This is a genomic window from Novosphingobium sp. P6W (assembly GCF_000876675.2).
Lineage (GTDB): Bacteria > Pseudomonadota > Alphaproteobacteria > Sphingomonadales > Sphingomonadaceae > Novosphingobium.
Map to the genome: position 1 here is coordinate 342,707 of NZ_CP030354.1, position 22,696 is coordinate 365,402.

At 60.9% G+C, this 22,696-nt stretch carries 24 protein-coding genes; 16 read left to right on the forward strand and 8 right to left on the reverse strand.

The genetic code is table 11. The features are described 5' to 3' along the window. The first annotated feature begins 3 nt into the window (after positions 1-3). From TQ38_RS27310 to TQ38_RS27320, 4 genes are all read left to right on the forward strand, one after another. Positions 4-864: a sugar phosphate isomerase/epimerase gene (locus TQ38_RS27310; RefSeq protein ID WP_052505774.1), complete on the forward strand. Its 861-nt coding sequence runs from the start codon at positions 4-6 to the stop codon at positions 862-864. After that, on the forward strand, positions 842-1,657 hold the full coding sequence (locus TQ38_RS27315) for an SDR family NAD(P)-dependent oxidoreductase (protein WP_052505775.1): 816 nt from the start codon (positions 842-844) through the stop codon (positions 1,655-1,657). The genes TQ38_RS27310 and TQ38_RS27315 overlap by 23 nt, the downstream gene beginning before the upstream one ends. Position 1,658: 1 nt before the next feature. Further along, positions 1,659-1,790 carry a hypothetical protein gene (locus TQ38_RS31360; protein WP_255418018.1) on the forward strand — a complete coding sequence of 44 codons (132 nt, stop codon included), beginning with the start codon at positions 1,659-1,661 and terminating at the stop codon, positions 1,788-1,790. A 135-nt stretch (positions 1,791-1,925) separates the two neighbouring features. Then, entirely contained in the window at positions 1,926-2,651 is a 726-nt protein-coding gene (locus TQ38_RS27320) for an alpha/beta hydrolase (RefSeq protein WP_052505776.1), read from the forward strand. 39 nt (positions 2,652-2,690) lie between these two features. Here the strand turns inward: TQ38_RS27320 and TQ38_RS27325 are convergent, their stop codons facing one another. Beyond that, positions 2,691-3,659, reverse strand: a complete 969-nt coding sequence (locus TQ38_RS27325) for an aldo/keto reductase (protein ID WP_043976032.1) — start codon at positions 3,657-3,659, stop codon at positions 2,691-2,693. Positions 3,660-3,931: 272 nt separating this feature from the next. Between TQ38_RS27325 and TQ38_RS27330 the strand changes: the two genes are divergently transcribed. After that, a complete protein-coding gene (locus TQ38_RS27330; protein WP_043976141.1) occupies positions 3,932-4,414 on the forward strand; it encodes an Lrp/AsnC family transcriptional regulator in 483 nt (160 codons plus the stop codon). Next, positions 4,411-4,905, forward strand: a complete 495-nt coding sequence (locus tag TQ38_RS30295; RefSeq protein ID WP_043976033.1) for an Lrp/AsnC family transcriptional regulator — start codon at positions 4,411-4,413, stop codon at positions 4,903-4,905. The genes TQ38_RS27330 and TQ38_RS30295 overlap by 4 nt, the downstream gene beginning before the upstream one ends. A gap of 41 nt (positions 4,906-4,946) precedes the next feature. On the opposite strand, the gene TQ38_RS27340 is transcribed toward TQ38_RS30295, so the two are convergent. From TQ38_RS27340 to TQ38_RS27355, 4 genes are all read right to left on the reverse strand, one after another. Continuing rightward, positions 4,947-5,882, reverse strand: coding sequence for an AEC family transporter (locus tag TQ38_RS27340; protein WP_043976035.1), 936 nt, complete (start codon positions 5,880-5,882; stop codon positions 4,947-4,949). A gap of 83 nt (positions 5,883-5,965) precedes the next feature. Then, positions 5,966-6,865: an NAD(P)-dependent oxidoreductase gene (locus TQ38_RS27345; protein WP_043976036.1), complete on the reverse strand. Its 900-nt coding sequence runs from the start codon at positions 6,863-6,865 to the stop codon at positions 5,966-5,968. 47 nt (positions 6,866-6,912) lie between these two features. After that, positions 6,913-8,160, reverse strand: a complete 1,248-nt coding sequence (locus TQ38_RS27350; RefSeq protein WP_043976038.1) for a CaiB/BaiF CoA-transferase family protein — start codon at positions 8,158-8,160, stop codon at positions 6,913-6,915. Further along, positions 8,157-8,957 (reverse strand): crotonase/enoyl-CoA hydratase family protein, encoded by an 801-nt coding sequence (locus TQ38_RS27355; RefSeq protein ID WP_043976040.1) that lies wholly within the window; start codon positions 8,955-8,957, stop codon positions 8,157-8,159. The genes TQ38_RS27350 and TQ38_RS27355 overlap by 4 nt, the downstream gene beginning before the upstream one ends. 97 nt (positions 8,958-9,054) lie before the next feature. On the opposite strand from TQ38_RS27355, the gene TQ38_RS27360 reads away from it, so the two are divergent. The 5 genes from TQ38_RS27360 (at position 9,055) to TQ38_RS27380 (ending at position 14,722) form a co-directional block, all read left to right on the forward strand. Continuing rightward, the gene (locus TQ38_RS27360; RefSeq protein ID WP_043976042.1) at positions 9,055-9,924 is read left to right on the forward strand and encodes a LysR family transcriptional regulator; all 870 of its coding nucleotides are present in this window, start codon (positions 9,055-9,057) and stop codon (positions 9,922-9,924) included. Positions 9,925-10,009: 85 nt separating this feature from the next. Beyond that, entirely contained in the window at positions 10,010-11,170 is a 1,161-nt protein-coding gene (locus TQ38_RS27365) for an acyl-CoA dehydrogenase family protein (RefSeq protein ID WP_043976142.1), read from the forward strand. Positions 11,171-11,202: 32 nt separating this feature from the next. Further along, positions 11,203-12,126 carry an acyl-CoA dehydrogenase family protein gene (locus tag TQ38_RS27370; protein WP_043976043.1) on the forward strand — a complete coding sequence of 308 codons (924 nt, stop codon included), beginning with the start codon at positions 11,203-11,205 and terminating at the stop codon, positions 12,124-12,126. Continuing rightward, the gene (locus tag TQ38_RS27375) at positions 12,123-13,553 is read left to right on the forward strand and encodes an NAD-dependent succinate-semialdehyde dehydrogenase (RefSeq protein WP_043976045.1); all 1,431 of its coding nucleotides are present in this window, start codon (positions 12,123-12,125) and stop codon (positions 13,551-13,553) included. The genes TQ38_RS27370 and TQ38_RS27375 overlap by 4 nt, the downstream gene beginning before the upstream one ends. Before the next feature lie 92 nt (positions 13,554-13,645). Beyond that, complete coding sequence (locus tag TQ38_RS27380; protein ID WP_043976046.1) at positions 13,646-14,722, forward strand: hypothetical protein; 1,077 nt, start codon at positions 13,646-13,648, stop codon at positions 14,720-14,722. A gap of 229 nt (positions 14,723-14,951) precedes the next feature. Here TQ38_RS27380 and TQ38_RS27385 read toward each other — a convergent pair whose 3' ends face one another. Together TQ38_RS27385 and TQ38_RS27390 are read right to left on the reverse strand one after the other, a co-directional pair. After that, on the reverse strand, positions 14,952-17,480 hold the full coding sequence (locus tag TQ38_RS27385; RefSeq protein WP_043976048.1) for a TonB-dependent receptor: 2,529 nt from the start codon (positions 17,478-17,480) through the stop codon (positions 14,952-14,954). 111 nt (positions 17,481-17,591) lie between these two features. Then, the gene (locus TQ38_RS27390) at positions 17,592-18,380 is read right to left on the reverse strand and encodes an SDR family oxidoreductase (RefSeq protein WP_043976050.1); all 789 of its coding nucleotides are present in this window, start codon (positions 18,378-18,380) and stop codon (positions 17,592-17,594) included. A gap of 306 nt (positions 18,381-18,686) precedes the next feature. On the opposite strand from TQ38_RS27390, the gene TQ38_RS27395 reads away from it, so the two are divergent. Continuing rightward, positions 18,687-19,109: a VOC family protein gene (locus TQ38_RS27395; RefSeq protein ID WP_240198189.1), complete on the forward strand. Its 423-nt coding sequence runs from the start codon at positions 18,687-18,689 to the stop codon at positions 19,107-19,109. 9 nt (positions 19,110-19,118) lie between these two features. On the opposite strand, the gene TQ38_RS27400 is transcribed toward TQ38_RS27395, so the two are convergent. Beyond that, the gene (locus TQ38_RS27400) at positions 19,119-19,523 is read right to left on the reverse strand and encodes a nuclear transport factor 2 family protein (protein WP_043976054.1); all 405 of its coding nucleotides are present in this window, start codon (positions 19,521-19,523) and stop codon (positions 19,119-19,121) included. 154 nt (positions 19,524-19,677) lie between these two features. Here TQ38_RS27400 and TQ38_RS27405 point away from each other — a divergent pair, with 154 nt between their 5' ends. The 4 genes from TQ38_RS27405 (at position 19,678) to TQ38_RS27415 (ending at position 22,669) form a co-directional block, all read left to right on the forward strand. Then, complete coding sequence (locus TQ38_RS27405) at positions 19,678-20,757, forward strand: Rieske 2Fe-2S domain-containing protein (RefSeq protein ID WP_043976055.1); 1,080 nt, start codon at positions 19,678-19,680, stop codon at positions 20,755-20,757. A gap of 11 nt (positions 20,758-20,768) precedes the next feature. Next, complete coding sequence (locus TQ38_RS27410; protein WP_043976057.1) at positions 20,769-21,638, forward strand: SDR family NAD(P)-dependent oxidoreductase; 870 nt, start codon at positions 20,769-20,771, stop codon at positions 21,636-21,638. Positions 21,639-21,726: 88 nt separating this feature from the next. Continuing rightward, complete coding sequence (locus TQ38_RS30300; RefSeq protein WP_043976059.1) at positions 21,727-21,951, forward strand: hypothetical protein; 225 nt, start codon at positions 21,727-21,729, stop codon at positions 21,949-21,951. 10 nt (positions 21,952-21,961) lie between these two features. Continuing rightward, positions 21,962-22,669: a sugar phosphate isomerase/epimerase gene (locus tag TQ38_RS27415; protein ID WP_162792443.1), complete on the forward strand. Its 708-nt coding sequence runs from the start codon at positions 21,962-21,964 to the stop codon at positions 22,667-22,669. Positions 22,670-22,696 lie beyond the last annotated feature (27 nt).

The following is a 22,696-nucleotide window of genomic DNA, read 5'->3' on the forward strand; positions in this document are numbered from 1 at the left end:
AAAATGGGACGCAGGCTCTCCCTGGATCATCTTACGGTAACTGACGCAGGGCCTGTCGAATTGGTCGAACTGGCGGCGCGCAGCGGCTGCAGCGGCGTTTGTCCGTTTCTTCATTCGATGGCCGTGCTACCCGCGATGCCCGAGTACGATCTTGTACGCGATATCTCACTCCGCAGGGCCATGCGCGATGCGCTTCGCGCCAGCGGTTTGCGGGTAGACCTGATGTATCCCCTGACACTTGCGGGTCGCAGCGAAGTGCGCGATTTCGCGCCCCTGCTGGAAGCCGGTGCGGACCTTGGTGCCTCTATGGCCAATGTGCTTTGCTACGACCGGGATCCGCAGCGCCGCCACCACAAGCTGGCCGGGCTGGCCGAACTGGCGAACTCATTCGGAATTGGCCTGTCTATCGAGTTCTATTTGCCTTCGCAGGTGGGCACGCTGACGCAGGCCCTTGCTGAAATCGAGGCCGTCGGTCGGAGCGATATCGGCGTTACTGCCGACGTTCTCCACCTAATGCGCGGCGGCGAGGCGCGCGAAAGTCTGGAGCTTCTATCCGACCCGCGCGTGCGGATCGCACAGCTATCGGACGGTCCAGTGACGATCGCGCGTGAGCGGATCGAATGGGAGGCAGGAATTCAGAGGCTGCTACCGGGCCAGGGTGCTCTCGACCTCCGCGCTTTTCTTTCAGCGCTCGCCCCCGGTCTGGCGGTCAGCGTGGAAGCGCCTCAGCAGTCTGCGATCGAGGCGGGCGTGTCGAAGCTGGAACGCGTCTGCAGGGCCGTATCCGCATCGCTTGCGCTTCTTGAAAATGAAAATAGCATGACCGAACTGGGAGGAGCAGATGGCCGGAAGGCTGGGAGGTAAGGTCGCCATCGTCACGGGTGCAGGGCGCGATGGCAATATCGGTGTAGCGATCTGCGAAGCGTATCTGCGCGAAGGGGCGCGCGTCGTCGCAACCGACTTTCGCACCGCCGAAAGCGAAGTCGTGTCCGCACGATTGGCTCGTAGCGCTCCTGCGGAACACTTCCGGTTTCTGACACATGATGTCACTAGCGAAGCGAACTGGGCGCAGGTGGCGGCCGAAACGGCGGCGGCGTTCGGCGGCATCGACGTCCTGGTCAACAATGCCGGAATAGCCATTCATGCCGGCATCGAGCACTCTTCGCTTGATGATCTGCGCAAGGTCATGGCGGTGAACCATGATGCATTGTTTATCGGCACAAAGGCCTGCCTTCCCGAGCTGAAGCGCAGCGTCCAGCGATTTCCTGGCGGCGGAAGCGTCATCAACAACCTGTCGATGGCGAGCTACATGCCCAGCGGCATCAACATCGGTTATCATGTCTCCAAGGCGGCCGGGCGAATGTTGACGCTATGCGCCGCGGTCGAATTCGGGCCCATGAAGATCCGGGTCAATTCCGTCCATCCTGGGTTGACGATGACGCCGCTGATCCGCGAAGGGTTGGCCGACTATGTGAAGCTGGGAGCCTATCCAACGGTAGAGGAGGCAGAAGCGTCGATCGCTGGGATGGGGCCGCTCGGGATATCCAGCGATCCGGAAGATACCGCCCATGCTTTCGTTTACCTGGCTTCTGAGGAGGCGCGTTTCGTGACTGGCGCCTCGATCTATCACGATGGCGCGATTGGGCAGAGGTACTGAGATGGCGAAGAGGGAAAACATATGCGATCTGGTGGACCCCGCACTGCTCGGAGGTCTCGACCTTATGCCCGCTTTCGAGCTCGGCCCGGATAATCTTGCCGAGGTAAGGCAAGCCATGGCGCAGATGGCATGATGGAAGAACCGCAAGCGATCGGCGTCACCTGATTCGAGAAATGCGTGCCGGGAGAGGTGGATCATTCGATCCCGGTGAGGGTCTATTCTCCGGCCTCCGAAGCAGGTCTCTGCTCAAAACAGTTTTCGCGGCGCCGTGCTGCATCTCCATGGCGGCGGCTACGTGCTCGGATCGCTCGCGATGGGGCACGCGCAGAATTTAGCGCTCGCCGGCGAACTCGGCGCCCTCGTGGTGTCTGTCGACTACAGGCTTGCTCCCGAGCATCCGGCACCGGCCCCCCTGGAAGATTGCTATGCTGTGCTTTGTTGGCTGGTGGAGCAGGCTGAAGAGCTTGGACTCGATCCCGCACGCATCGCGGTTCGGGGAGAAAGCGCCGGCGGAGGGCTTGCCGCCGCCCTGGCGCAATTGACGAGAGACAAAGGCGGGCCGGCCCTCATCCATCAGAGCCTGATTTATCCCATGCTCGACGATCGGACCTGCATCACGGCACAGCCGGAACATATCGGCTCGTTCATCTGGACGCCCAAGTCCAACGCATTCGGCTGGGGGGCAGTGCTGGGCGTTATGCCGGGCGCAGGGATTGTGCCTATCTATTCCGTTCCCGCGCGGACGGACGATCTGTCCCGACTTCCTTCCGCCTTCATCGGTGTAGGAGCCTTGGACCTATTCTTGCTTGAACACATGGACTACGCGCGGCGGCTGGCTGAAGCTGGTGTACCGACCGAGCTCCATGTATACCCAGGCGCCTATCACGGGTTCGACGTCGTAGCGGAGGCACCTGTGTCTCTAAGCCTGAAGCGCGACGCTACGGCGGCGCTTAGGGCCGCTCTTTGCAGGTCCGCTGATGCGGTCGGTACTTGAATTGTAGCCGGGAGCGAATGCCGCCCCCGGCCCCATGGGTCAGTCGGCGCGCAGCTTCGCCAGTTCCTCGACCGACAGTTTGAGATCGGCCGCCTTCGCGCTTTCTTCCACGCGTTGCGGGCTCGACGCGCCGAAGATCGGCACGACCTGTCCCGGCTGGTTTAGCAGGTATGCCAGTACGACCTGCGCGACGGAGACGTCATGCCCGCTGGCAATGGCCTTCGCGGCCTCGAAGCGCTTGGCGTTGGCAGGATTGTCGAAGAAGGCCTTGAGCGTGTCGGGGACGGTGTCTTCGCCCTTTTCAAGCATGCTGAAGAACCCGCGGCTCTGACCGCAGTAGGGGACGATCGCCAGGTCACCTTCGCGAAGTGCGCCGCCGTGATCCTCGAAATAGAGCTGGTAACCTTCCTGCGCGGCGTTGCCTTCATGTGGCTTGCCGAGGCCCCAGAATGGCTGATAGGCGATGAAGCCGGGCTTTCCGTTGGCCTTGGCGTAGTCGTTGGCGGCGATCACGCGCTCGGGCGCCCAGTTCGACGCACCATACCAGCGGATCTTTCCGGCCGCCTTGGCGTCGGCTAGAAAGTCAATGAGTTCGTCCACCGGGGTTTCGGGATTGTCCATGTGGACCCAGTAGAGATCGATGGCATCCACGCCGAGGTGATCGAGGCTCTCGTTAAGGTCACTGGCAAGGTCGACTGGGTTCACACGGTTGCGATAGTCCCCGGCCCGCATGTCGAAGTGGCCACCCTTGGTGGAAACGATGACGTCCTCGCGCTTGCGGGTCTTGAGCCAAGCGCCGAGCGCCCGCTCGCTTGCCCCTTTAGGAGCGCCCGGCATCCAGTCCCCATAGGAGCGTGCGGTATCGACGAAGTTGCCGCCCAGTTCCGCGAACCTGTCGAGAATGCGGTTGGAGCGATCCTGGTCGATCGACCATCCCAGCATATTGGTGCCGTAGCAAAGCCGGCTGACCGAAAGGTCGGTAAGACTGATCGTTACTTTCGAAAGCATCTCTTTCTCCTCTAATCTGCTTGGTAACGGCGGCAGCACTGTTCCGAACCACGCGTCGGCGATGGATCACGGGTCACTAGTCCTGCGCTGTAAAATGGCTCGTGCTCTACGCAATCTGTGGATAGATGCACGAGGAATGCAACGCAAACCGTTTATGGAACGATGTCGCACAATTTAATGGTCTGTGCGTGCTCTTGAGGGTCGGAGCTTCCAGGTCTAGTGTTTGCATACCCGTTACGGTATGAACGCTGCGCAATGGAGTCATGGTAAGAATGCAGATACGCAATGGGCGCGCGCTGTCCCCCCCCTCGTTGGATGCCCAAGATCGCAGCATAATCGAGATACTTCGCACGAATGGACGGGCGACCAACCTCGACATTGCCAAGCAGCTTTCCGTGACACCGGCGACGATTTCGTCACGTCTGCAGAAGCTTGAAGACGCTCGCGCGATGCGCGTTGTTGCCGTTACGGATTTTGCGGCTCTCGGTTACAACGTCATCATTGCGGTAGGCGTCAAGGTTCGCGGGCGTGACACGCAGGAAGTCGGCCGCGACCTTGCAAGATTCCCCGAAGTTCTCAGCGTCAACATCATGAACGGTGCGAACGATCTGGAGTTGCTGGTCGCCTTGCACGATTTCTCCGATGTCCAAGAGTTCCTCTATGACCATATTGCTGGGATCCGCGGTGTTGCGGGGATAGACGCCGGAATTGCCGTGGATATCGTGAAGTTCGAATTTAATGTGGTACCGCTATGAGTCCGCCTACTTCGCAACCGCTCGATACTCTCGATAGAAAGATCGTTGATAAGCTCGCGCGCGACGCGCGCGTTTCCAATCGCGCGATAGCGGCTGAACTGGGCATCACCGAGGGGACGATCCGCATGCGGATCAAGCGCCTTCAGGCCGAAGGTCTCATCCAGTTCACAGTGGTGCAGGACTTTCGTCTCGCCGGCTCTCCCAGCCTGTGCATGTTGGGTATCAATGTGGAGCCCTCCCAGGTCGCCTCGGTTGCCGAGGAACTGAAGCAGCTGGAAGAGATAAGCTGCGTTGTGCTTATGCTGGGAAGATATAGCATACTCGCCATGGGATTGTTCACCAACATCGAGCAGTTGAACGAACTGGTCATGACGAGAATTCGTAGCCTTCCGGGAGTCCAGAAGGTGGAGACGTCGATCTCGATCCACAACCTGAAGTATGAGGCGGGGGTGGCCAAGATAACTTCTCCGCAGCCGACGGTCGACGCTTAGATATGTCTTAGCTTTCATAGGCTGCGCGCTCGCGTCGCTGGTCATGTTAGTAGCCAGAGGATGGGAAGCAGCGTGAAGGCGGCAACGACTGTCGTCAGCGTTATCGCCCAGGCGCTGAGTTCCTGCGCCCATGGTCCCGCTTTTCCCGCGAGCACGAAACTTGTGGCGCCGGAGGGCATCGCCGCCATGAGCACGGCGATGGCGGCCCACAAAGGCGGCATGGGCGCGACCGTAAAGACAAGGCCGGCCGTGACGAGAGGGTGTATCACCAGCTTCAGAACGACCGCGCGGGCAATCGGTCCCGGACTTGCAGTGCGGCGGGGAAGCGAGATGAACATGCCGATCGCCGTCAGCGCGCAGGCCGCCGTGGCTTGAGCGAGCGTCGAGAGGAGAGTCTCGACCGGTCCGCCGAGTGGCAAGCGCAGCAAAGACCACACCATGCCAAGCGAGGACAGCAGGATCAACGGGTTGCGCAGAACCGCGCGGGCCGCAACTTGAAGACCGTGCAAGACGCCGCGGTCGCGGTGTGCGGCCACTTCGCTTACCACCACGCTGAGCGTGAAGACGACCGCCGAATAGAGCAGCATCGTCACGGTGACGGGCGCAATAGCGGCATTCCCGAAAGTAAGGACGGCAATTGGAAGGCCGATGAACCCCGTATTGCTGAAGCATGCGCACAGGGCGGCTATGTTGGACTCCGACATGTCTTGACCCAGCCGGTTCTCCACCAGGAATCCGACGGCGTAGGCGATCAGCGCACCCCCGACGACGGCGATCAACATCGCCGGAACGAGCAGGCTTTCGGGTGGCATTCTGGCAATGGACAGGAACGTGAGCACCGGCAAGGTTATCGTGATGACGAAGCGGTTGAGCACTTCGAACGCGCCTTCGCCAAGGGCTTTGGTCTTTCCACACAAGTAACCCAGCAGGATGATGCCAAACACCGGGGCAAGGGAGCCGAGCGTCGTGATGATCATGAAAATACAAACCAAATGGCCATGCGGAGCGCTCGCCAGGCGCTCCGCAGGGGCGATTGGAGACCTAATAAAAAAGCACGAGGTCAGTCCATCCTGGGGGTGTCGACGCCAGCATTGCGACAGGCATAATCGAGCAGGGCTGAGTAGTCCTTGACGGCGAATTCACCTGCCCTGGCCCCCCCAAACACGGCATGCGCAGCCGCGCCCATTGGCAGGCCTACGCGATGCTCTGCGGCCGCGTTCATGGCCAACGACAGATCCTTGAAGGCAAGATCGATGGTGAAGCCGGGATCGACGTCTCCTCTGAGAACCTTATTCACCATGAGGACGTGGAACTGACCGTTGCGCGCGGTTGTATTGGCAGTGACATCGTGCATCGTCTGGATATCCAGGCCAAGTTTGGCTCCGAGCGCGATGGACTCCGCTACGATCTGGGCAGTGGACAGCAGCATGAAGTTGTTGATGACTTTCATGCGGCTTCCCATCCCCGGCTCTCCGCAGCGGAAGATGTCGGTGCCCATGGCCTTGAGGGCAGGCTCTACCCGGACGAAATCCACATCCTTGGCGCCGACCATGAACAGAGATTCGCCGCGCTGGGCATGGAGGGCAAGACGGCCAATCGGCGCGTCGACGAATGCCACGCCCTTTTCGCTGCAGGCCTTTGCCACACGATCGGTGCCGTTCGCGTCGATCGTTGAAAGGTCCATGACTACGGCGTCCGGCCCAATGTTGGCCAGTACACCGTCAACTCCCAAGACGACGCTCTCGACGTGCTGGGTCGCGGGGAGCACGGTGATGACGATGTCTTGCTCGCGGGAGGCTTCGGCCACGCTTGCGGCTCGGGCGGCCCCCAGTGCAACCACCTCTGCCATCTTCGTCTCGTCGAGGTCGTAAACGGTGACGGCAAAGCCTTTACGTTGAAGGTTCGACGACATGGGCAGGCCCATGGCGCCCAGCCCGATGAACCCGATCCTGGTGCTCATGACAGAAATCCTCTCTACTGTTTTCCAGCTCGCTTCAGAGCGTCACGTCAATGCAGTCTATCCGCGATCACGCCGGCATCGAACAGCGCGTCAATCGTTTCCTCGTCCAACCCGAGCGCTCGGACCAGCACGTCACGCGTGTCCTCGCCAGATCGCGGCGGAGCATGTCGGTAGTCGGCTGGTGTCCGGGAAAACCTGCCAGGATAGGCAAGTGTCTTCACCGCCGTACCGTCGGAGCGAGTCATGGCGCGCACGAGTTCGCGTTCGGCGACGTGCGGGTCGGCTAGGATTTCGGGGATCTCGTTCACCCGGCCGCCGGGCAGCCCGGCGGCTTCCATCGCTGCGATCAATTCTGCGCAAGTCCATTTCGCAACGGCCGGGCGCAGTTGCTCCTGCAGGGCCTTGCGATTGGGCGAGCGCCCGGCATTCTCCAGAAACCGAGGATCGGAAGAGATGTCAGGCCGGCCAACGAGTGCGCAGAAGGCGCGGAATTGCCGGTCGTTACCCAGCGCTACCAGAATTTCGCCGTCCGAGCACGCGAAGTCTTGATAGGGCACCGTATTGGGATGCTCATTGCCTAACCGGCGCGGAAGCATTCCACCGTTGAGGAAGTTCGAGGCCTGATTGGCGAGCAGCGCTACTTGCGTGTCGAGCAAGGCCATATCTATGTGTTGCCCCTCGCCTGTCCGGTCACGATGCGCCAGCGCTGCAAGGATGGAAATGGCGGAATAAAGGCCGGTAACGAGATCGCTGATCGGAATCCCGACCTTCATGGGGCCGCCGCCAGGTTCCTCGTCTGGCCTGCCGGTCACTGACATCAGGCCGCTCATACCCTGGATCAGGAAGTCGTATCCGCCCCGATCCCGGTAGGGACCGGTCTGGCCGAAGCCGGTGATCGAGCAGTAGATGATCTTCGGGTTCACAGCGCTTAGTGAGGCGTAGTCCAACTGGTACTTTGCGAGCCCACCGACCCTGAAGTTCTCCACGACGATGTCGGCATCGGCTGCCAGTCGACGTATGAGGTCGGCACCGCAAGGATCGGCGAGGTTTACGGCAACCGATTTCTTGTTACGGTTCGCGCAGAGGTAATAAGCAGCGTCACGGGATCCATCGTCGAGGAAAGGGGGCCCCCAGCGGCGCGTGTCGTCGCCCTGGCCGGGCTGCTCGATCTTTACGACGTCCGCCCCCAAGTCGCCCAGTATCTGTGTTGACCAGGGGCCGGCGAGGACCCGCGAGAGGTCCAGTACCTTTAGCCCGGCAAGCGGACCTGTGGCTTGTGTGGATTCCTGCGTCACTTGTTCTTGAACTCCGCCACGCGTTTTTCCAGGAAGGCGCCCACCGCCTCGTGATGGTCTTCGCTGTGGTGGGCCAGGGCCTGGTATCCGGCGGCCAACTCGAGGAGAGTATTCAATTTCATGTGGGCGCCTTCGCGCATCAGGCGCTTTGCCATTCGCGTCGCATGACCCGGATTGGCAGCGACGCTGCGGGCGAGATCTGCGGCGCGGCTGAGCAATCGCTCGCCGGGCAGGACTTCCGCGACAAGGCCGTACTCCAGCGCAGTTGCTGCATTGATGGCGTCTCCCGTCAGGGTCATCAGGCTGGCACGCTGCGGACCGATCAGGCGAGGGAGAAGCCAACCGCCGCCGCCGCCTGGAATGATACCCAGCTTCACATAGCTTTCTGCGACGACTGCGGTATCCGCTATAAGGCGGATATCGCACATGCAGGCGATATCAAGCCCAAGGCCGATCGCTGGCCCATTGATTGCGGCAATGACCGGCACCTCAAGCTCACTGAGAGCCGGTCCGATCATCTGGACACTAGTGCGGTACTGGTTGCGTATTTCGTAAGGCGATCCCGCAAACATTCCCTCTCGTTCCTGCATGCGCTTTACGTTGCCGCCCGCGCAGAAAGCCTTGCCAGTGCCGGTCAGAACGATCGCCCGAACGGTCGAGTCCCGCGCCATGCGGCCACAGAAATCGACAATTTCTTCGCTATCCGAAACTTCGGAGATCGCGTTTCTGTCATCAGGGCGGTTGAAGCGGACGGTAACAACGGGGCCGTCGCGCTCCTCCAGCAGGAACGGGTCCATTCAGGCTTCCTCGATATCTATCAATCTTGAAACGCTAGGCGCGGCGCGACAATCCCGCTAATATTGATTTTTGTAAAAGCGATACACGGAGAATATCGTGGACCTTAGGCAACTGCGTTATTTCGTGGCGGTGGCAGAGACTGGCAACTTTCATCGGGCCGCAGAACGCCTCAACATGTCGCAGCCGCCGCTGACGGTCGCCATTCGCAAGCTGGAGGAAGGGCTTGGCACCTCCTTGTTCGAGCGAAGCCCGCGAGGCGTGACGCTGACGGCCGCGGGCCGTGCCTCGCTGGACTTCGCCCGCGCCACGCTGGCGCAGGCACAAAGCTTTCGGGATGCGGTGCGAGACGGGGCAAGCGGCGAGAGAGGTCGCTTGAAAGTCGGCTTTGTGGGATCGGCAACTTTCGAGCTGCTCCCGAGGATCATTCCCGAATACCGGCGACAATTCCCTGCCGTAGAGCTTGTGTTGGAAGAGGCAACCAGCACCGAAATCGTGCGTGATCTGGAACTGTCCGTGCTCGATGTTGGACTAGTTCGGTTGCCGCTTATGGAAGCGGCGGAGGTGGATACCCAAGTAGTCGATCCCGACGAACTCTACGCGGCACTTCCCGCTGGACACCGTCTGGCGGCGCGCTCCAAGGTCGATCTGGCAGATCTTTCGGATGAGCCGTTCGTTCTGCAGAGCCGGGTCAGCGTACTCCATTCGATCACTGTCGCTGCCTGTCAGAAAGCGGGTTACGTTCCGCGGGTCGCCCAGCAGGCGACGCAGCTTAGCGCCGTGCTTTCGCTCGTGCGCTCCGACCTCGGCGTGGCGTTAGTCCCGTCGCGGGCGTCATTATCTGTTCCGCATGGTGTGCGCCTCCTGCCCCTTGCGAAGCGTGTCCCCATTGAAACCGGAGTGGCCGTGCCACGCGGCGGAACAAATCCCCTTGCGCGCCGCTTTGCGCAAATAGCGGCGCTTCGATAGCGTTTGAGTATCGGATCGCCTATAATCGATATTGGACTATGCAGGATGGGTGCGACATTGGAGACTCCAAGCTCAACGCAGGAGTATTCGCGTGTTCGAGGATCTGGTCCTCTCGTCCCTGCCGGCGGAGGATGAAGCACTCCGACCCGAAATCCGGGCGCTGATTGCCGATACCATCTCGCAGTTGCCGACGGACGTGCGCGCGCGATCGTGGCAAGGGTTCGACGCGGCGTTCAGCCGCAAACTCGGCCGAGCGGGCTTCGTTGGTCTTTCGCTGCCGAAGGAGTATGGCGGGGCAGGACGAGGTCCATTCACTCGGTTCGTCATAGTCGAGGAACTACTCTCGGCCGGCGCGCCGGTCGCGGGGCACTGGATCGCGGATCGGCAGAGTGGTCCACTGATCCTTCATTTCGGGACCGAAGAACAACGCCAATTCTATCTGCCGCGGATCGCAAGCGGCGAAGCGCTGTTCTGCATCGGTATGAGCGAACCCGGATCTGGCTCCGATCTCGCCAGCGTACGCACCCGCGCCGAGCCGCAGGACGATAGCGGCTGGCTACTCAACGGGCAGAAGATCTGGACCACCAACGCGCTCCACAGCGACTACATGATCGCTCTCGTGCGCACTTCCGGCTCTTCTACCGATCGTCAGCAAGGGCTTTCGCAGGTCATCGTCGATCTGAAGCTGCCGGGAGTTTCGGTGCGGCCGATCGTGGATCTCACCGGTGATGCACACTTCGCGGAAGTTTTCTTCGAGGACGTGCGCCTCGCTCCGGATGCCCTGGTGGGGGAAGAGGGGCAGGGATGGCGTCAGGTCACAGCGGAACTTGCCTTCGAGCGCAGCGGGCCGGAAAGGATCTATTCGTCCGTTGTCCTTCTCGATGCCTGGACGCGTCATGTGGAGGAACAGGCGCGCAAGGATGAGGCGACCGTGCGGTTGTTGGGCGGCCTCACCGCACGGCTGGCAGTCTTGCGGGAGATGTCACTGGCCGTCACCGCGCGCCTTGCCGCCGGCGAAAGCCCGGTCGTCGAAGCCTCGCTGATGAAGGATCTGGGAACCAGCTTCGAGCAGGATGTGCCTGAATTGGTCGGTGATGATCTGGCGTCCCATCCCGACGAGCCGATTGCGGCCGAACTTCACCGAGCGCTGCTTTATGTGACGCAAATCGCGCCAAGCTTCTCGCTGCGCGGCGGTACGCGTGAAATTCTGCGCGGCATTATCGCGCGCGGGTTGGGCCTAAGATAAAACTGGGCCTGCGATAAGAAAGAAATGGGATAATGGACATGCAGGAACTGGTCGCTCCTTTTTCCCGGCTGTTGCAGGATATCTGTTCGCCGGCGGCCGTTCGCGAAGTGGAACGCGGGGAAAGTCAGGCCGCTATGTGGCAGGCGTTCGAGGATTCCGGGTTCCTCGATGCCTTGGTCGATGAGGAAGCGGGCGGCGCCGGATTGTCCTTGGCGGAAGCGGCGCCCCTTATAGCGTTGCTGGGTTACAACGCCGTGCCGCTTCCGGTCGGGGACACGATGATCGCTCGAGCCTTGTTCGCCCGGAAAGGAGACCAAATGCCGCAAGGACCGATCGTTCTTGCCGGCGGCGCGACATTCACACCCTTCGCACGCGTGGCTCGTCATGTCCTTGCAGGTAGCCCTGAGGATCCCATCCTGGTAGGTTCGCACGAAAGCTGCCCGCCAGCGCCATCGCTGCGGCCTCTTGCGGCGGTACTGCGCGCCCTGCTCATATCCGGCGCGGCCGACCGCGTCATGGAGTTGACGACGGCTTTCGCCAACGAGCGGAGCCAATTCGGCAAGCCCATCGGCAAGCAGCAAGCCGTTCAGCAGCAGCTTGCCATACTTGCAGAGCAGGCGGTGGCGGCGCGGATCGCCGCCGGTATCGGAGCGCGCGGCGGGCTTTACCCGCAAGCCGCGATCGCCGCGATCGCTAAGCACGGTGCGAGCTGCGCAGCCGTGCGCATTTCGGCCATCGCGCATGCGGTGCACGGCGCCATCGGGATCAGCGAAGAATTCGATCTGCAGTTGCTGACGCGCCGGCTGCACGAGTGGCGCCTGGCAGACGGATCAGAAAGCTACTGGGCAGGCGTGCTAGGCGCGGCTCGAACAAGCGCCGGCCCGATGGCTAGCGCCGACTTCATCCGATTTGCACAGGGGGCTGCAGCAGAAAAGCAGGTTGGAGCAGTTTCATGACGATGCCCTCCCCTATTTTCAATGGCCAGGACCGCGCGGCGGGTTCGCTTGGCACTATTGACCTGGTGAACCCCGCAAGCGGCGAAGTGATCTGCACGGTGCCGAAATGCGGGAAAGCGGAGGCGCTTGAGGCGGCGCGGCTGGCCGCCCAAGGTTTTGCCGAATGGTCGCAGATGTCGGCTTATGCGCGTTCGGCTATCATGCGCCGTGCCGCCGAAACAATGCGCGGACAGGCGGATGAAGCCGCCGCCGAGATTACCCGCGAACAGGGTAAGCCACTCGCCCAGGCGCACGGCGAATGGCTGGCGTCGGCCGACCTTCTGGATTGGTACGCGGAAGAAGGGCGCCGTGCTTATGGGCGCGTCATTCCTTCTCGCCAGCCAAACATGAGTTGGGAAGTGCAGCGCCGTCCGGTCGGTCCGGTTGCAGCCTTCTCGCCGTGGAATTTTCCGGCCTGGACGCCAATGCAAAAAGTGGCGCCGGCGCTGGCCGCCGGATGCTCCATCGTCCTGAAGCCGGCCGAAGAGACACCCAGCGCAGCTTGGCGGATCGCCCATGCGCTGCTCGATGCAGGCCTGCCGCCGCGTGTCATTACGGTGCTGTGGGGAGATGCACCCGCGATCTCCGCAGCGCTCTGCGCGGCGCCGGAGATACACAAGATCACGCTTACCGGTTCCACCCGGGTCGGGCGTCTGCTGGCCGCCGCCGCGGGGGAGCACCTCAAGAAAGTCACGATGGAACTGGGTGGACATAACCCGGTCATCGTTGCTCGTGATGCCGATCTTGAATTTGCGGCGCGCTCCAGCGTGGAGTTCAAATATCGTAATGCGGGGCAAGTCTGCGTGGCACCGACACGGTTTCTCGTCGAGCGGCCGCTTTATGACGATTTCGTCGCTCGTGTGAGCGAGCACGCGCAGGGGATTCGGGTCGGCGACGGCATGGATCCGGCGGTGCAGATGGGACCACTCGCGACTGCAGGGCAGCTTTCCAAGATCGAAGCCCTCTCGGCAGACGCACTCCGGCGCGGCGCACGTATCACCACGGGCGGCGCTCGCATTGGCAATTCGGGGTACTTCTTCCAACCAACGGTGCTGGCCGATGTCACGTCCGAAATGGAGGTCATGAATGAAGAACCTTTCGGGCCCCTGATGCTGGTAATGCCGGTAGACGATCTTGATGCCGCGCTAACGGAGGCGAACCGCTTGCCATACGGCCTGGCATCCTACGCCTTCACCGACAGCGCGCGAACCCAGCACGCCATTGCGTCGCGGATCGAGGCGGGGATGCTGGGCGTCAATCACTTTGCCATGGCCATGCCGGAAACGCCTTTCGGCGGGATGGGCGCCAGCGGCTTCGGATCGGAAGGTGGGTCGGAGGGAATGGACGCATTTCTTCGACCGTTGCTGGTCAGCGCTAACAGGGCCTGAACTGCGGCCACCAACCACTTATTGATCGATGTCGTTCGATTTATTATCATGAGCGAACCACGCGGTGCAGTCGCGTGACAGGAGAGGTTTCCATGCTCGACGAATTCCAAAAGAAGCATCTGTCAGACATTCTCAGGCCCGCGTCGCCGCCGCGGCAGCTGGAAAACATCTTCACGGAAGATCAGCTGCGCCGCATGCTGTCGGTGGTCCATTCGGGAGAATGGAAATTGATCATCGCCCAGCATTTCGCCAATGCCGAGGAACTGATCGCCACGTTCGCGGGCGGTTTCCCTGAAGGCTTTGAGCCGACGCTCGACATGTTCCTGACGCCCACCTTCCGCGGCTTCTACGCTAACTACTCGACCGTGCTTTTCCCGGAACTGCACGACGTGTTCTACAATCAGACGTTCATTGACCACGCCAAGTCGTACTGGGGCGCGGAGTACGCCAAGCCGCAGATGATGCTGTTCAACATCAACGGTCCCTGCGGGAACAACGACCCCGGCCATCTCGACACCCCCAGCTTCCGCGGCATCCGCTACGAGAATTCGCCGACCTGGCTCTGCTCGATCATGGGCCGTTCAGGGCTGTTCAAGGACTACCTCATCAAGATGGCGCAAGTTATCACCTGGTTTAGCCACGATCCTAGAAGCGGGTTCACGTACTGGTCGAACGGCCCGCTCGAAAAGCCGGAGCGGCTCAGCGCGCCGATCTACAACAAGGGTGTGGTGGTTCAGAACGAGATGATGGTCCATCGCGGTGAAGCGAACGGCTCGATCGAACGCCAGCGCCCCGCCGGACTAGGCTTCGATAGCCTGTTCAGCGGCGAACCAGACAATCCGGACGGCTGGGTGGTCAAGACGGGCGATAGCGTGATCGAGCGTTACACCACGCAGGACCTGCGCTTCCTTGTCCATTGGTCTGCGGAAGTTTTCCAGGACTATGCCGAACTCAAGACCAACATGGACGGCTCGGACAACCTCATTTACGACCGGGTCTTCGAAACGCTACTCAAGGACGTACGCTCGCGCGGCATCGCCATCGAGACGCCGACCGACCCCATGCGCGATCCGGCCTTCATCAAGGCGCTGAACGACGCCTACGACTATGGCGGCCCGGCAGAGTATCCTGCCGAAGCACCGCGCGGAGACGTCTACCTCGCCGCCTGACCGGACCACCTGCATAACAGGAAGGCTGAGGCAGCAAGACCTCTTTCGAACACGGTGCAGCCCAATGCGTTTCGCCCGCCTTTCCGCTCCCATACGGGGGCGGGAAAGGCGGGCGATTTGTTGCATGCGCTTGCCGCAGTGAGAGCCCACGGGCGCACAGGCCTGCGATCGAGGGGCAGGGTCGACCGAGGGCCGGACGCCATGGGTTCCGGCCCTCGGCTATGTTGGCTTAGCCGCCGCCGAAGCTGTACTTCAGGCGCAGGCCGTACATGCGCGGTTCGCCATAAAGCGACGACTGATAAAGCAAGCCGCCCGTCTGTTGAAACACATTGGTGTTGCTGATCCGATAGAGCTTGTTCGTGGCATTGGTGACGAACAAGCTCAGGTCGAAGCCGCTCTCCACCGCGTTTCGCCAATCGAGCGACATGTTTAAGAGTCCGAAGGGCTGAAGCCAGGCGCCCGGCTGCTCATAGGGCATGGCGGTCGTGTCGGTGTACTGCTTCGAGGTGTGCGAGTAGCTGATGAAGAAGTTCAGGTCACCCATGCCCTCGCCTACGGGTATCTCGGCATTGGCATGGATGCTCCAGATATAGGGCGCGACATACTGGAAGGGTAGGCAGGTGAAGTTCGCGGTGCCGCCCGGACCGACGCCGCCATTGCAATCCGCCTGGCCCGTGGCGCTGGTGAAGGTGAATGACTTGTACCTGGCGTCGGTGTGGCTGAAGTTGCCGCCAAGCTCCAGGCCTTGCCAGGGTTGGAACGAGGCTTCGACCTCCACACCGCGAATGCGGGCATCCGCGTTGAAGATCTGCGAACCGCCGGCATTGGTGCCGGGATTGAAGTCCGCCCCGGCGCGCTGGATGTCCTTGTAGTCCACCGTATAGGCCACAGCGTTGAAGCGGAACGGCACGTCGGCGACATGAAAGTCGGTCTTGAAGCCAGCTTCATAGGAGGTTACGTATTCCGGGCGGAACGTACGCTTGTTGTCGTATACAGCCAGGGCATTGATGCCGCCCGACTTGTACCCGCGGCTGATACGACCATAGAGCAAGACTTCCGGAATTACCTTGTAATCTAGCCCAACGGTCCAGGTAGGCGCATTCGCCTTGATGCGCGCATCGAAACGACACGTGCCGAAGGCCTGTGCCGCAGGGACATTCGTGACCCCGGTGGCGCCGCACTTGACGGTGCCGGGTAGACCGCCAGCATTCGGCTGGATGTTAGTCGAGAATCCCGCGATATTGTCCCAGGTGTGCCGGTAGCCGCCGGTCAGCCGCAAGCCGTCCAGCGCGGGGGTCAGCAGGCCGAAGTTCAGTGTGGCCTGGGCGTAGAGAGCCATGGATTCCTGATCGACGCCGTAACGCTGCGTCGAGGTGCCACACTGTCCCGTTTGGATCGCAGGACAATAGTTCACCGAGGCACCGCCCTGAACGCCCGCGGGACGCTGGCGGAAATAGAAACCGCCAGTGGTGAATGTAAGGTTCTTGTCGAACAACTCGCCCTGAAGCTGTAGTTCTTCAGTGAACGTTTCGAAATTGTCGCGCGGCACCTCTTTGAACGCGGTCGCGTTGCGATAGAACACGGGGGTTCCCGCGCCGGGAAGGGTCACCACGCCGTCCGCCGGCAGTTCACCTGGATCCACGTCATGCTGCTGGAGTACGGTGGCGTCGCTGTCATAGCGATAACGCAGGCGCATGCGTTGGTAGCTGGCAATGTTGCGCAGTGTCAGCTCGTCACTGAGTTCCAAGTCGGTGGTGTTGCTGACACCCCAGATCTCGGTTTCGTGGAACACGTCGATGCCAAGCGCCGTTCGGCGCGGGCCTAGTTCGTTGGCGCGTTCGCTGGTGGCGCGGTAGACGTTGCATGAATAGGGACCGGTGCCGGGGGCTTCGCTGCACAGTCCTAGAGCCGCCATGGCGCCGATGTTGAATTGCCGGTGGACTAATCCCGCGCCATTGGTGCTGGAGCGGGTCCCGTAGACCATCAGGTAGTTCTCGATCCGCTCGGTCGGGCGGAACAGCACGCCGAGCCGGCCGGTGTACCAATGCTGGTCGTCGCGGTCCTTGTTCCAGATGATGTCACGCGTATAGCCGTCGCGATCGGAGAAGGCGCCAGCGACGCGGACCATCAGCTTGTCATCGACCAACGGCACGTTCAGCGCCCCTTCGATCGTGCGTGCGTCGTAGTTGCCGATCATGCCCTGGAGCCAGCCGCCCAGCTCGTCGGTCGGCTTGCGCGGGGTGAGCAGTACGGCACCGCCCGTGGTATTACGGCCGAACAGGGTTCCCTGAGGGCCCGCCAAAACCTGCATATTCTCAAGGTCGAGGAAGTTGCCGGGGCCGCCTTGCTGGGAGAGGGTGATAGCGGAAGGCAAGGGAACTTCGTTCATGTAGACGACGACGCCTGGCGAGGCCTGGAATGTTGCACCTTGTCCTCGCAAGGTGAAGGACTGCGCTTCGCGTGATCCCTGGCCGTTCGGACCGACGACGAGCGAGGGGACATTGGCCTGGAGGTCCTGCTCCTTGGCGATACCCTGCTGCTGCAGCCGCTCGGCGGAAAGAGCCGTGATCTGAAGCGGAACGTCCTGATTGTTCTCCTGCCGGCGATTGGCCGTGACGATGATATCGGCGATGCCGTATTGAGGCGGTACCGCCTGTTCGCCGGCATCCTGTGCCTGTGCGAAAGTTGGCAGGAAGCCGGACGCAACGACGGCTGTGCCGCAGAGCAGGGTGCGCTGCAGCAGTCTTTCAGACAACATTTCGGTACTCTCCTATCTCGCCGGCCAGAGCCGGCTTTATCCTGATCCTGGTCTAAAAAGGTGAGAGGGGCATCACGAGGCCGACAGGCAGGCTGGCCTCCGGCGACGCGCTCAGGGAGCGATCCAGTGGCCGCCGTTTATGTCGAGGGAGGCGCCGGTCACCACCGCCGCATAGTCGGACAGCATCATCAGTACAGCACGGGCGCAATCCTCTTCCGGCGGGATCACCTTGAGCGGAATGTCCGAGGTGATGCCGGCGACCACCTCTTCGCGCGGGGTGCCGGCGTCCACCATCGACTGAATGTGCTGCTCCACCGGCTGGCCGTGGATCCAACCCATGCGGCAGGTGTTCACGCGAATGCCGAAGCGCCCCAGATCAGCGGCCATGTACTTGCCGAGCGTATTGAGCGCGCCCTTGGCGACTGCGTAGCCCATTTCCATTCCGTGGTCGCCGGCATAGGGACGCACCGTCGCCATCGTCGAGACATTGACGACAGCACCGCCGTTTCGGAGCAAGGGCAGAAAGGCCTGGGTCAGCCGAAGGGCGCCGAGACAATTGACGTCGAAGCCTCGTGTCATGTCGGTGGGATCGGCGTTTTCAATGAAGCTCCATTCGCCGTGATAGTAGGCGCTGTTCACAAGTCCGTGGATTCGACCGCCGAATGCATCACGGGCTTGCCTGGCAAGTTCTTCGCATTGTGCCGGGTCAGAGACATCGCAAGGTACGGCAATCGCCTCGCCGTGCCTGGAGACGATATCCTCGCGCACATTCTCGATGAAGTCCCGGTTTCTTGCGGCAAGCACGACGCTGGCGCCTTCGGCTGCTGCGAGGCGAGCGAGTGCCTGTCCCAATCCCGGGCCTACTCCACTAACGACAACCACCTTGTTCTCAAGCAGCATGTCTCTCTCCTTTGGTCCAGCGGAACGCCGGAAGGGCTCCTCTCTTTGGAGGGCTTCGTATTTGCGGCACCGTTAAGTGATCGAACTCATCTGTGCAATACGCTTTACAGCGGCAAAACATTTCTCGATAATCGAAATGCGTAGTCCCGAGTAAAAATAGTACGCATCGCGCCGGCCTGCTTCCAGGCTTCAGGCCAATCTCCGAATGGCCAACGGCCGCGAACAAGTTGCGCAGGGTGCGTGCGAGAAGTGTGTAGGCGGGCGCAGGATGCCTGCCGTGCATAAAAGCTGATGTCTGTGTGATGGGTGGATCATCCGCCGAAAAAGAAAGGAACCCTGACGATGAAATCGCATTTCGGCTTCGCGAAGCTGGTTGTCCAAGATCTCGATGGCACGGCGGCTTTCTATCGGGATGTTGCGCAGTTGGAGGAATTGATGCGCGTCGAGGACGAAATCGGCGGCCGCGCCATTGAGGAAGTGCTTTTCAAGCCGACGGCCGAGGGAGGGGCGACGTTCGTGCTGTTCAAGTTTCTCGATCGTGACCTGCCTGCGAATGAGGAAGTCATCGTAGGTTTCCAAACGCCCGATGTGATCGCTTTTGTCGAGCGCGCTAGGCGCGCTGGTGCGAGCGTGGTCGTCGATGTGGAGGAAAAGGCAGCCCATGGAGTGAAGGTCGCCTTCTTGAAAGACCCCGAAGGGCATCTCATCGAAGTCGTCGAGCTGCTGTGAGGGTCGGATTCATCTAGGCAGGGGTTGCATGTCCTCCGGTCCCCAATAAGCCTTGAGGGTCAAGATCAGGCCTTGGGCCGAGAAAGTGCATACGTCCAGGGAGCGTATCAGTATGGGCGCTTCGCCCGGCGGTTTGAAGGTGACGTCGAATACGAGCGCTGCCGCATTCGCATGCGAGCCTCGTATCGGTGCCACCGGCGTGATGCGGGTGCCGTAGGCAATCGTGTCGATGAACCACGAACGTATCGCACCGCCAGTCTTGGGCGGCGAGCCGACGGGATCCTCTATGATCGCCTCAGGCTCGAACAATGCCATGATGCCAGCCAGATCACCTTCATTGATTCGGGTGACATACGCTTCGAGTGCGCTTCGCATAGCAGCTGCAGGGGGGGGAGCGCGTTCTTCGTTGGGCATATTTCGGTCCTATCGCATCGCAAAACGAGAACGGGCCAGCCATAACATGTCAATTTGCGTAATTATATGACGTTTTAACGATGAAAGGTTCCGGTCACGGGTGGCGGCGGGCGTTGCCCGATGCTAGGATGGAGCAAACGCGAGAGGATTCATCATGGCTACTTCATCAGATTACCGAGTCGGCGATTTCGCCTTCCCACGCGGTTGGTTCATGGTCGCCGAAAGCACGGAAGCCAGCACCACGCCGGTGGCCATGCGCTATTTCGGGCAGGATCTGGTTCTTTATCGCGGCGAGAGTGGCCAGCCTTACGTCGTCGAGGCATACTGCCCGCACATGGGCGCCCACCTCGCGAAGAACACCACATCCTATATCGTGCGCGACGGTGAGCAGGTGCAGGGCGAATCCATTCGCTGTCCCTTCCACGGCTGGCAGTACGGGCCCGATGGGGCGTGCAAGAACATTCCGTACTCCGACTTCGTTCCCAAGGCGGCGAAGCTGAAAACCTTTCCGGTTGTCGAGCGCGCCGGGACGATCTGGATGTGGCACGATTCCGAAGGTCTTGAGCCCGATTTCGACCTGCCTGACTTTGGTGGGCATTACGATGCGCCGGGCTGGGTCAACTGGAAGATCGATTTCATGGGCGATCTCGACATCCATCCCATCGAGGTCGTCGATAACATGGCCGATTACGGGCATTTCGTGCCCATTCACGGAGCGAAGGACTTTGTCTACTTCGCTAATGAGTTCAAAGACCATACCGTCCATCAGTACTATGCATCGGGACACCGGACACTGACAACCGGTCCGGAAAACATACTGACCCTCGACACCTGGTACACGGGTCCTTCGATCCTTCAGTCAGAGATGGAAGGCACGTTCAATTCCTTCATACTCATTACCCATACACCGATTGAAGATGGTCGGATCCGGGTCTGGCACGGACTTATGGTGCAGGTGAACGATGGATCCGCACCGATTACCGAAGCGTTGCAGAACGCCGCTCTTCAGTATCAGGAGGGGAGTCGACTGGCTTTCGCGCAGGACGTCGAAGTGTGGCAGAACAAGCGGGCCTGTATCAATCCGATGGTCGTGCCGAACGACGGTCCCTACGCAAAGGTTCGACAGTGGTACAAGCAATTCTACAATCCTCGCGATAAGGCGCCCGATTCCCACAAGCGCACCAACGGGCTCTACGTTACGGTCGACAAACGTGCAGAAAGCGCGGCGGCCTGAGGGGGCGAAGAGTGAGCACGGGAACAGTCGTAAGGCCAGTAGCGGTCGTGACCGGAGCGAGCCGCGGTGCGGGCCGGGGCATCGCTGTCGCTTTGGGAGAACGCGGATACAAAGTCTACGTGACGGGGCGCAGTGTGCGGGAAGGGGCCGCAGATCTGCCCGGCACAATTGGGGCCACTGCGTCGCAAGTTTGCGCCGCGGGTGGGGAGGGTGTCGCGGTTCAGGTCGACCATGCGGACGATAGCGCCATAGCGGCATTGTTCGAACGCGTCGCGGACGAGAGTGGCCGAGTGGACATGTTGGTCAACAACGTCGCCGCCCTTCACGACGAGCTCGTGAAACCAGGACCTTTCTGGGAAAAGTCGTTGGGTCTCTCGGACATTCTGCAGGTCGGTCTGCGCTCTCATTATGTTGCGAGCTGGCACGCGGCGAAGTTGATGGTTTCGGCGGGTCGCGGACTGGTGGCTTTCACGTCCTCGTTCGGCTCGGTCTGCTACATGCATGGGCCTGCCTACGGCGCGCAGAAAGCAGGGGTAGACAAGTTTGCAGCCGATATGGGCGTCGATTTTCGAGGGACGGGGGTCGTGGCTGTCTCACTATGGATGGGGCCGCTGCTCACTGAGCGCAGCACGCGCACGCTTGCTGAACATCCCGAGCAGTACGAGAAGTTCATGGCAGACGCGGAGACTCCCGAATTCAACGGAAGGGTGCTGGCCGCTATCCAGGCGGATCCCGACCGTGAGGCGTTGAACGGGCAGACGCTGATTACCGCGGAGATCGCCGCGCGGTACGGAATAACGGAGGCTGCGGGGCGAAGCCCGCGATCATACCGGGCCATGCTGGGTGATCCGAGGATCGCACACCCAGCTATCGTCGCCTGAAGATGAAGGAAGGTCATCGAGACCAATTGAAGAAGATAAATGTAAAGATGGCATCGGGATAGCTAAGGCGAAGGAGGAGGGCAAAGCCATGGTCATCCTGGAACGCTTGGGGTCCTACTGGCGCCAGACGAACATGCGACCGTGGGTAGGAACCCAGGAACTGGCGGAATCTGCGGAAGTTGGCTTCTCTTGGCCTGCAATCCATCTTATTTGCGGGGCCACGATTTCGGCGGCTGCGGCGATCGAGATGCGAGAAATCGACGATTATTCCTGGCTCAAAAGCCGCGGCAAGCATCGTCGCGGCGTGGACTGATATTTGTCACTTGGCCGCCTCAGCATCCAAGCGTTTCTGCCTTGATCATCTCTCGCTTGCGAACGTCGATGCGTTGACGCTTGTGCGTTCAGCGGCATCTGCCGGCTTTGCCAAGGTCAGCCTGTTCGTGTCGCCGGTTTCGATCAGCCCTACGCCTGATGTGACGCGCGGGGGTGCCGAGCTGCGCGAAGTGCAAGTTGTGCTACGAGACGAAGGCTTGAGGCTAGGCATCGCCGAACCCTGCCTTCTTGACAGCCACCCGGACTGGGAAGCGCTGAAACGGCGGGCGGCGCTGGCCGCTGAACTTGGCGGATCTGTTAATATTCTCGGGATGGACAACGCGCCGGTACGCCTCCGAAGATCGCTGGAGCGCATGGTCGAGATCTGCCGGGAAGTTGGAGCAGGGGCGATCATCGAGGCCTATCCGCTCTCCGCGGTTCCCACGGTGCACGACGCGTTGCGACATGTCGAAGCACTTCGTCCAGATGTGGGGCTTTGCGCCGATACTTTGCATGTTATCCGCGGCGGCGGGCGCTGGTCGGACATTGCCGCACTCCCGCCACAGAGGATAGCGCATGTTCAGGTCAGCGATGGACCGCTTAACCCTCCCGCAGACTGTCTTTTTGAAGCTGTGTTTGATCGCCACCTTCCAGGTTCTGGCAGCTTCGGCTTGCATGATCTGACGGTGCACTCCCGGATTATCCAATGGCTCGTTTAGCCGTTGAAGCGCCATCGCAAGCTCTGG

Coding starts and splice junctions, on each gene's coding strand:
- TQ38_RS27310 (WP_052505774.1), top strand. CDS start 4: ATGGGACGCAGGCTCTCCCTGGATCATCTTACGGTAACTGACGCAGGG.
- TQ38_RS27315 (WP_052505775.1), top strand. CDS start 842: ATGGCCGGAAGGCTGGGAGGTAAGGTCGCCATCGTCACGGGTGCAGGG.
- TQ38_RS31360 (WP_255418018.1), top strand. CDS start 1,659: ATGGCGAAGAGGGAAAACATATGCGATCTGGTGGACCCCGCACTGCTC.
- TQ38_RS27325 (WP_043976032.1), bottom strand. CDS start 3,659: ATGCTTTCGAAAGTAACGATCAGTCTTACCGACCTTTCGGTCAGCCGG.
- TQ38_RS27330 (WP_043976141.1), top strand. CDS start 3,932: ATGCAGATACGCAATGGGCGCGCGCTGTCCCCCCCCTCGTTGGATGCC.
- TQ38_RS30295 (WP_043976033.1), top strand. CDS start 4,411: ATGAGTCCGCCTACTTCGCAACCGCTCGATACTCTCGATAGAAAGATC.
- TQ38_RS27340 (WP_043976035.1), bottom strand. CDS start 5,882: ATGATCATCACGACGCTCGGCTCCCTTGCCCCGGTGTTTGGCATCATC.
- TQ38_RS27345 (WP_043976036.1), bottom strand. CDS start 6,865: ATGAGCACCAGGATCGGGTTCATCGGGCTGGGCGCCATGGGCCTGCCC.
- TQ38_RS27355 (WP_043976040.1), bottom strand. CDS start 8,957: ATGGACCCGTTCCTGCTGGAGGAGCGCGACGGCCCCGTTGTTACCGTC.
- TQ38_RS27370 (WP_043976043.1), top strand. CDS start 11,203: ATGGACATGCAGGAACTGGTCGCTCCTTTTTCCCGGCTGTTGCAGGAT.
- TQ38_RS27375 (WP_043976045.1), top strand. CDS start 12,123: ATGACGATGCCCTCCCCTATTTTCAATGGCCAGGACCGCGCGGCGGGT.
- TQ38_RS27380 (WP_043976046.1), top strand. CDS start 13,646: ATGCTCGACGAATTCCAAAAGAAGCATCTGTCAGACATTCTCAGGCCC.
- TQ38_RS27385 (WP_043976048.1), bottom strand. CDS start 17,480: ATGTTGTCTGAAAGACTGCTGCAGCGCACCCTGCTCTGCGGCACAGCC.
- TQ38_RS27390 (WP_043976050.1), bottom strand. CDS start 18,380: ATGCTGCTTGAGAACAAGGTGGTTGTCGTTAGTGGAGTAGGCCCGGGA.
- TQ38_RS27400 (WP_043976054.1), bottom strand. CDS start 19,523: ATGCCCAACGAAGAACGCGCTCCCCCCCCTGCAGCTGCTATGCGAAGC.
- TQ38_RS27405 (WP_043976055.1), top strand. CDS start 19,678: ATGGCTACTTCATCAGATTACCGAGTCGGCGATTTCGCCTTCCCACGC.
- TQ38_RS30300 (WP_043976059.1), top strand. CDS start 21,727: ATGGTCATCCTGGAACGCTTGGGGTCCTACTGGCGCCAGACGAACATG.